Source organism: Meiothermus luteus (genome assembly GCF_003574085.1).
Taxonomy (GTDB): Bacteria; Deinococcota; Deinococci; order Deinococcales; family Thermaceae; genus Meiothermus; species Meiothermus luteus.
The window spans coordinates 1-8,206 of record NZ_QWKZ01000111.1; the positions used below are offsets into that span (position 1 = coordinate 1).

7 protein-coding genes and 1 pseudogene are annotated in these 8,206 nt (G+C 67.9%); 5 read left to right on the forward strand and 3 right to left on the reverse strand.

Annotated features, from left to right (window positions below; all coding sequences use genetic code 11):
* Positions 1–251 (reverse strand): DNA ligase LigA-related protein (locus Mlute_RS12910; RefSeq protein ID WP_407942656.1); only part of this gene is annotated, 251 nt, incomplete at its 3' end.
* A 16-nt stretch (positions 252–267) separates the two neighbouring features.
* Positions 268–411, reverse strand: a complete 144-nt coding sequence (locus tag Mlute_RS15875; RefSeq protein ID WP_220452085.1) for a hypothetical protein — start codon at positions 409–411, stop codon at positions 268–270.
* 153 nt (positions 412–564) lie between these two features.
* Between Mlute_RS15875 and Mlute_RS12915 the strand changes: the two genes are divergently transcribed.
* Both Mlute_RS12915 and Mlute_RS12920 read left to right on the forward strand, forming a co-directional pair.
* Complete coding sequence (locus Mlute_RS12915; protein ID WP_119361020.1) at positions 565–1,698, forward strand: BMP family lipoprotein; 1,134 nt, start codon at positions 565–567, stop codon at positions 1,696–1,698.
* Positions 1,699–1,757: 59 nt separating this feature from the next.
* Positions 1,758–3,284, forward strand: a complete 1,527-nt coding sequence (locus Mlute_RS12920; protein WP_119361021.1) for an ABC transporter ATP-binding protein — start codon at positions 1,758–1,760, stop codon at positions 3,282–3,284.
* A 4-nt stretch (positions 3,285–3,288) separates the two neighbouring features.
* Here Mlute_RS12920 and Mlute_RS12925 read toward each other — a convergent pair.
* Positions 3,289–5,812 (reverse strand): annotated as a pseudogene (locus Mlute_RS12925) (hypothetical protein).
* 136 nt (positions 5,813–5,948) lie between these two features.
* Between Mlute_RS12925 and Mlute_RS12930 the strand changes: the two are divergent.
* From Mlute_RS12930 to Mlute_RS12940, 3 genes are all read left to right on the forward strand, one after another.
* On the forward strand, positions 5,949–6,788 hold the full coding sequence (locus tag Mlute_RS12930; RefSeq protein ID WP_119361024.1) for a DUF1385 domain-containing protein: 840 nt from the start codon (positions 5,949–5,951) through the stop codon (positions 6,786–6,788).
* 16 nt (positions 6,789–6,804) lie between these two features.
* Positions 6,805–7,932, forward strand: coding sequence for a metallophosphoesterase family protein (locus tag Mlute_RS12935; RefSeq protein ID WP_119361022.1), 1,128 nt, complete (start codon positions 6,805–6,807; stop codon positions 7,930–7,932).
* A 12-nt stretch (positions 7,933–7,944) separates the two neighbouring features.
* Positions 7,945–8,206: AAA family ATPase (locus Mlute_RS12940; protein WP_119361023.1), on the forward strand; the 262-nt coding region annotated here is incomplete at its 3' end.

Consider the following 8,206-nt stretch of genomic DNA (forward strand, 5'->3'; position numbering starts at 1 on the left):
GAGTACATCCGGGTGGGGTGGGGCACCGGAGTAAAGGGGGTCTCGAGGAGGCTGCTGCCCACAGTCTGGGTGGGCGAGTCGGGGGTGATGAGCTCGGGGTGGGCCTCCTCCAGCCTTCGCAGCTCCTCCATCAGCCGGTCGTACTCGGCGTCGGATATCTCGGGGTCGTCCAGCACGTAGTAGCGGTAGTTGTGGTAGCGGATCAGCTCCCTAAGTTCCAGGATGCGCTGTTTTGCCGAGGGCACAAGCATAGCGCAATGCTAGCACCTAGTCAACCAAAGCGCCCATTAGCGCCTTGGGCCCTCCACCAGGGTGAGGACCTAAGCCTCGCCGTTCCCAGGCGCGCGGGGTGTTGCGGTGAATGCCGTAGCGCTCCCTGAACTGATGGGCTGTAAGGAGAAGCAGGGGCATCTGGGGGCTATTGTAGCCTAAAGCTGTTATTGCTCAACTGTTTGCACCTCCCCCGCTCGCTTCACCAAGGCCCTTTTATGCCCCAGGGGTTCTGGACTATAATGCCGGAGGCTAGTAGCCATAAAGCCTGCGCTTCACAAGGAGGAAGCCGTCATGAAGAAACTCGCCATCCTAGGGGTAGCCGCCGTCGCCGCCCTTGGCCTGGGCCTAGCCCAGGAGATCCGGGTAGGCATGGCCTTTGACGCCGGTGGTAAAAACGACCGCAGCTTCAACCAGTCCACCTTTGAGGGGGCCCAGCGGGCGGCCCGGGAGCTTGGGGTAAGGGTTTTCGACTTTGAGCCGGCCGACCCCGGCCAGGTGGGCCAGGGCATCCGCCGCTTCGCCGAGGAGGGCTTTGACCTCATCATCGGGGTGGGCTTTGCCAACGAGCCCTCCATCACCAAGAACGCCCAGGAGTTCAAGGACATCAAGTTCGCCGTGATTGACTCGGTGCCCTGCGAGGGCAAGTGCGAAAACGCCGTGGGCCTGGTCTTCCGTGAGCACGAGGGCAGCTACCTGGTGGGCTACATCGCGGGCCGTCTGACCAACACCGGGGTGGTGGGCTTCGTGGGCGGGATGGACATTCCCCTGATTCACAAGTTTGAGCAGGGCTACCGCGCCGGGGCCATCGCGGGGATGCGCGAGCGGGGCATCGCCAACCCGCGGGTGCTTATCAACTACGTGGGCAACACCCCCACCGCCTGGAACGACCCTGGCAAGGCCAAGGAGATCGCCAGCGCCCAGGCCAAGCAAGGGGCTGACATCATCTACGCCGCCGCGGGGGCCTCGGGGCTCGGGGTGCTGGACTTCGTGAAGCAGCAGCGCTGCTTGAAGCAAAACGAGCTGCCCTCCGGGGTGCGCTTCATCTCTAACAACGGCGCCAACGTACCCCGCTACCCAGCCTACGAGCGCTCCTGCCCGGCCAACACCACCCGGCCGATGTTCATGATTGGGGTGGACGCCAACCAAAACTACCTAGGCGACACCGACAACAACCCCCGCACCCTGAACCACGTCCTCACCTCCATGCTCAAGCGGGTGGATGTGGCCACCTACGAGGTGATTAAGTCGGTCAAGGAGGGCACCTTCAAGGGTGGGGTGCGCGAGTTCGGCCTCAACAACAACGGGGTGGGCTACGCCCTGGACGACTACAACCGGGCCCTTATCCCTCAGGCCGTCATCAACCGCCTGGCGGTCATCCGCAGCCAGATCATCTCCGGGGCCCTCAAGGTCCCCGACAAGCGCTAGACCACCCGGCCACACCAGCCCAGGGGCGCTGCCCCTGGGTTCTTTGTATGATGGGGGGCATGGACCCAGAAGCGGTGAAGGGAGCGGTGGCCCTGGAGCTTAGGAACATCACCAAGCGCTACCCGCTGGTGCTGGCCAACGACCGCATCTCCCTCCAGGTGCGCTGGGGAGAGGTGCTGGCGGTGGTAGGAGAAAACGGGGCCGGGAAATCCACCCTGATGAAGATCGTCTACGGCCTGGTCAGGCCCGACCAAGGGGAGATTCTCGTGGATGGGCAGCCCGCCCAAATCACCGAACCCCGCGAGGCCATCGCGCTGGGCATCGGCATGGTGCACCAGCACTTCATGCTGGTTGACCCCTTCACGGTGCTGGAGAACATCGTCCTGGGGGCCGAGCCCCGGCAGGGGGCCCAGATTGACCTGGTGCGGGCTCGAGCCGAGGTGGGGGCCCTGATGCGGGAGCTGGAGTTCAACCTGCCCCTGGACACCCCGGTAGAGGAGCTGCCGGTGGGGCTTCAGCAGCGGGTAGAAATCCTCAAGGCCCTCTACCGCAAGGCCCGCATCCTTATCCTGGACGAGCCCACCGCGGTTCTAACCCCCCAGGAGGCCGATGAGCTCTTCGCCTTCCTGCGCCGGTATGTGGCCCAGGGCAACGCGGTCATCTTCATCAGCCACAAGCTGGCCGAGGTCATCAAGCTCTCCGACCGGGTCACGGTCATCCGGGATGGCCGGGTGGTGGGCACCGTGAACACCCCCGAGACCAGCATGGCTGAGCTGGCCCGGATGATGGTGGGGCGGGAGGTAATCCTCTCGGTGGAGAAGGGCCCGGCCAGCCCCAAGGAAGTGGTGCTCAAGGTAAAGGACCTAAGGGTCCACGGGAAGGACAAAAAGCACCGCCTGAACGGGGTGAGCTTTGAGGTGCGGGCTGGGGAGATCGTGGGCATCGCCGGGGTAGAGGGCAACGGCCAGACTGAGCTGGTGGAGGCCATCACCGGCCTCAGGCCCTACGAGGGGCAGATTGAGTACGGGGGTCAGCCCCTACGGCCAAACGCCCGTGCAGCGCGGGAATGGGGGGTCTCGCACATCCCCGAGGACCGCAACGCCAGGGGGCTGGTGCTGGACTTCACCACCCGGGAAAACCTGATCCTGGGGGACCACTACCGGCCCCCCAACGCGGGCTTCCTGGGATTCTTGGACGCCGAACGCATAGAGGCCAACGCCCAGCGCATCGTGGAGGCCTTTGATGTGCGGCCCCGCAGCACCGACCTGGCGGCACGCCGCTACTCGGGGGGCAACGCCCAAAAGATCGTCGTAGGGCGGGAGCTGAGCCGGGGCCCCAGGCTGCTGGTGGCCGCCCAGCCCACCCGCGGGGTGGACATCGGGGCCATTGAGTTCATCCACGAGCAGATCGTGCGGGCCCGGGACCAGGGAACAGCGGTGCTCCTGGTCTCGGCCGACCTAAACGAGGTCCGCTCGCTTTCCGACCGAATCCTGGTGATGTTCGAAGGCCGCATCATGGGCGAACTCAAGGCCGAGGAGGCCACCGAGGAGAAGCTGGGCCTCTGGATGGCCGGGGTGGTCGCGTAGCCCCTCAGAGCTCGAGCTCCCGCAGGGCCTCCTCCCTGAGCCGGCGGGCCTCCTGGGCCAGCTCGGTTTCCAAAAGGCGGGCGTAGAGCTCCTCGTCCAAAGGCTCCAGCCGGAGCCCCTGGAGCCACTGCGCGGGAAGCTGGCTCCTCCGATAGGCCTGTAGGCGCTCGTGGAGCCAGGCCGAGCGGAAGCGCTCGAGCTCGGGATGGTCCAGCCCCTCAAAGGGCAGCCCCTCGCCGGGGTCGGGCTGCCAGAGGTCCACCCACAGCTCAGGCACCTGTACCAGGGCATAGGGCCTGAGGAAGTACCCCGGGGCTCGGGGAGGACGCCCCGGCTCCAGGGTGGCCAACAGCTCCGACCAGAGCACCCGGAACTCCCCGTCCGAAACCCCCAAGGCCTCCAACAGGGCCTCCTTGCTCCAGCCGCGCACCAGCAGCAGACCGAGCAGCAGGCGGACCTTCTCCCGCCTGAAGCGCACCGGGCGGTGGTCCACCTGGACCTCGAGGGGGCCCAAGGCCCGAATCCTCACGCAAACCCCGGGGTGATAGGGCAGGGGCAGATGGCCCGCCTCCCAAAGGAGCCTGCGAACCCGGTGGGGGGGCGGGGCGAAGAGGGTGGGGTTCTGCAGAAAAGGGTAGCGGAGCAAAAGCCCGTCGGGGTCGGCCTTCCAAGGGTAGTGGTCGGCCAGGGCTTTGAGAAAAGGGTCTTCCAAGGCGGCCAGGGCGGGGAGGGTAAAGGCCTCACCCCGGCGCAGGTGGGCCTGGGCCACCACTAGGGTCATGAAAGCCTCCACCCAAGCGTCCCCCGCCTCGCGGGCCTGGCGCACCATCGCCTCAAAGGCCCAGGAATGGCCCAAGGCGGCCAGCCCACCCAGAGGCTCCACCCCGAGCCGGGCCGGCCCCCCCTCGGAAAGGGAAAGGGCCCGTCGGTAGGCCAACTCGGCCTCGCCCCAGCGGTTCTGGGCCAGAAGCGCGTGGCCCAGCCGGGCCTCGGCTAGGGCCACCACGAAGGGACTGCCCAGCATCTCACCCTCGCGGCGACCCTTTTGGGCCGCGGCAAAGGCGGCCTGGGCATCCCCAGCAATGGCCTCCAGAAGGGCCAGCAGCAGGGTGCCCTCGCGGTGGTTCTGGGGTGCTCGGGCCGTGCCCTCCTCCTGGGCGCGGCGCACCTCCATAAGGGCCCGCTCCGGCTGGCCGCTGCGCAGCCAGACCCGGGGCCCTTCCAAGCCCAAGGCCATGGCCTCTTGAACCCGGCCCGCGTTGAGCAGGTTTTCGGCCCAAAATCGCTCCACCGCCTGGGGAAAGCGCAGCCGCGCGGCCAGCAGGTAGCCTTGGGCCTTGGCCGGCTCCACCGTGTCCAGGTACAGCCGGGAGAGCCCCAGCAAGGCCCGCTCCACCCCTGCCCGCAAAGCCTGCTGGTAAACCGCTTCCGCCTCGGCGTAGCGCCCGGCCTGCCGAAGGGCCTCGCCGTGCAGGAAGAACAGGGCCGGCCGGGCCGCCCGCACGGGTTCGGGGAGGCGCTCGAGCAGGGCCAGCACGGTGTAGGTGAACCCCCGGTCCAACCAAGCCTCCCCTTGGCGCAAGAGTAGGTCCGCGGCGTGGCCCAGCCGTCCCGCCTCCAGAAGATACCCCGCGGCCCGCACCTCCTCGCCCCGGGCCAGGGCCCGCTCGGCGGCTTTAGACAGGAGCCCGCGGGCCTCCTCCGGGGCCACCCGGCTCATCAGGGCGGAGCGCACCAAGGGGTGGAAGCGCAGCCGTCCCCCCACGCTCTCCAGCAGAAGGTCGGCGGCGTAGGGCCTGAGCAGCTCCACCGCTTCCGCCCACTCCGCCTCCTCCGGTCCCACCTCCCCCAGAACGCTGGCCCGGCAGGCCAGCTCGAGCACCTCTTGGGGCAGCGCGGGCACCAGGTAGGCCAGAAGGCCTGCCGGCTCAGGGTGGGCGTAGAAGGCCTCCTCGGGCCGAACCCCAAACCGCATGGCCCGTAGGAGCAGCCTGAGCCCCAGCGGCCAGCCCCGCACCAGGCTGTGGGCCCGCTCCACCTCAAAGGCGGTGAGCTCCGGGGCAATGGCCTGGCCGAGCTGCAGGGCCTCGGCGGGGTCAAAGGCCAGCTCGGCCTCCCCCAGCACACGCCCCAACACCTCCCAAGGAGCGGCCCGGCGGCTCAGAACGGCCAGGCGCAGGCCGGGGGCCCTGGCCAGCGTGCGTAAAAGCGCCACCGCTTCGCGGCTCCCAGCCCGCTGAGCCTCGTCCAGCACCAGGGTGTGGCCGGCCAGGCCGCTCAGGGCCTCCAAAAGGGCCTCGCCCGCCACAGCCCAACACCACCGGGTCAGAGCAGTCCTCCCCCAGGGTCAGCCAGACCGCCGGGAGCGTGGAGAGCAGGGTGGACTTGCCGTACCCCGCTCCCGCCGCCAGCACCAGCACCGGGCTTTTGGCAAAGCCCTGCCGCAAAACCTCCAACACCCGTCCCCGCTCTACCTCTCGCGCGGTGCGGGGGGGCAGCAGGCGGCTTTTGGGAACCCGGTAGGGCACACCTCCAGTCTAGCGCCCCTCCCCACGGCCCATTCGGTATGCTATTAGGGTGCGAACGAGGCTAAAGACCCTACAGAGGCTCGGCTTCTCCTTGAACACCGCTGCCCTAGGCGGAAGCGCCGCGCTGGAGGGGGTGATGATGAAGGCCCCCCGGGCCTGGGCCCTGGCGGTGCGCCTGCCGGATGGCCGGATTCACGTGGAGCGCCACGAGGAGCTGGCCCTGACGCTTAGGTACCCTTGGGCCCGGCTGCCCTTGGTGCGAGGGGCGGTGGCCCTTTGGGACGCGCTTAGCACCTCCTACAGGTCGCTCTCCCGCAGCGCGGAGCTGGCCGGAGAGGAGGAGGAGAAGGTCTCCGGGGTGGCCTTCTACGGAACCCTGGCGGCCTCACTCCTGGTGGCCTTCGCGCTCTTCGTATGGCTGCCCGCGCGGCTGGCCGGGCTTCTGGTGGACGAGGAGCACTTCCGGCTCCTCTTCTACGCCGTGGCCGGGCTGTTTGAGGCCGGCGTCCTGGTCGGTTACCTGGCCTTCATCGGGCGGATGCCGGAGATGCGGCGGTTTTTCATGTACCATGGGGCCGAACACAAGGCCATCGCCGCCTACGAAAAAGGCCTGCCCCTCACGGTGGAAAACGTCCGGGCGCAGCCGGCCTACCACCCCCGCTGCGGGACCAGCTTCATCGCCTTTACCGCGGTGGTGGGGGTCTTCATCTACAGCTTCTTCCCCCCCCTCACGGTGGCCTGGTACTGGGTCTTTCCCAGGCTCCTGCTGATCCCGGTAGTGGCGGCGGTCGCCTACGAGGTGCTGCGCTACTCGGCCAGCCACCAAGACCCCCTCTCCCGCCTCTTCCGCTGGCTCGGCTTCAAGTTCCAGATGCTCACCGTGCGCGAGCCCACCGACGAGATGATAGAGGTGGCCATCGCCAGCACCCAGGCCGCCGTGGCCGAGCGGCCCTCTGAAGCCACACCCGTGGCCTAAGCCGTACAATCGGGCCATGCGCATCCTGCACACCGCGGACTGGCATCTAGGCAAAACCCTCAAGGGCCAAGACCGCACCCCCGAGGTGCGCGAGGCCTTGAAGGAGCTGCTGGGGCTTATCTCTAAGGAGAAGGTGGAGCTGGTGCTGGTCTCGGGCGACCTCTTTGACCGAAGTGTGGTCTCGAGCGAGGCCGAGGCCACGGCCTTTGAGTTCTTCCTAGGGCTCAAGGAAAAGGGCGTCCCGGCCCTGGTCATCGCCGGGAACCACGACAACCGGGACCGGCTGGAGGCCCTGGCCCCGCTGCTGGCTTTGGCCGGAACCCGGGCGTATGGGAAACTGCGCTTCGCCCAAGAGGGGGGTGTGGTAGATCTGGGCGGCCTGCGGGTGGCCATGCTGCCCTTCCTCTCCGAGCGGCGGCTGGTCAAGGCCCAGCAGCTCTTGCAGCAGGACGCCGGGGGGTGGCGGCAGACCTACGCCGAGGGGATGCGGCGGCTCATCGCCCACCTGACCCCGCCGGAGGTGCACATCCTGATGGCCCACCTGACCGTAGAGGGGGCTCAGCTCGGCGGGGGGGAGTTCACCTTCCACACCACCAACAGCTACGCGGTCCTGAAGCAGCACTTTCCCCCCACCCTGGGCTACGTGGCCCTGGGCCACCTGCACAAGCAGCAGAGGGTCTCCGACGCGCCGGTGGCCTGGTATCCGGGTTCGCTCATCCAGCTCGATTTTGGCGAGGGGGAGGAGGCCCCACGAGGGGCTCTGCTGGTGGAGCTGGAGCCGGGGAAGCCCGCGCGGGTACACGGGATACCGGGCCGCTGGGGCAAGCCCCTAAAGACCTTCCGGCTTGACCGGGCGGCCCTGGACCGGCGCTGGGGGGAGCTGAAAAGCTTCTCTGGCTATATAAAGCTAGTCCTAGAGGGCGAGGGGAACCCTGCGCTGCGCGAGCGGCTATTCAGGGAGCTTCCCAACCTGCTCGAGGTGGAGTTCCAGGCCCCTTCGCTCCCACCTCCCCCAGCCCCCCCCGAGAGCCTGCAGTGGGGCGAGGCCTACGCCCAGTACCGGCATGAAACCATCGGCGAGGCCCCACCCGAGCTTCTGAGGGCTTTCCAGGAGGTGCTGGAGGAGGTCCTGGCCCCCCAGTAGTGAGGTGAAGACGTGCGCCCCCTACGACTCCTTCTCCAGGGCTTCGGCCCTTACGCTGAGCGGCAGGAGATTCCCTTTGACGACGTGGAGCTTTTTGCCATCACCGGGCAGACCGGGGCCGGCAAGACCACCCTGCTGGACGCCATCACCTACGCCCTCTACAAGGCCACCCCGCGCATCGGCAGCCAGGGCCTAAGGGAGCTCAAGCACCCCCAGGCCGAGGCGGCCCGGGTGGAGCTGGAGTTCAGGGTGGGCGAGGGGGTCTGGCGGGTGG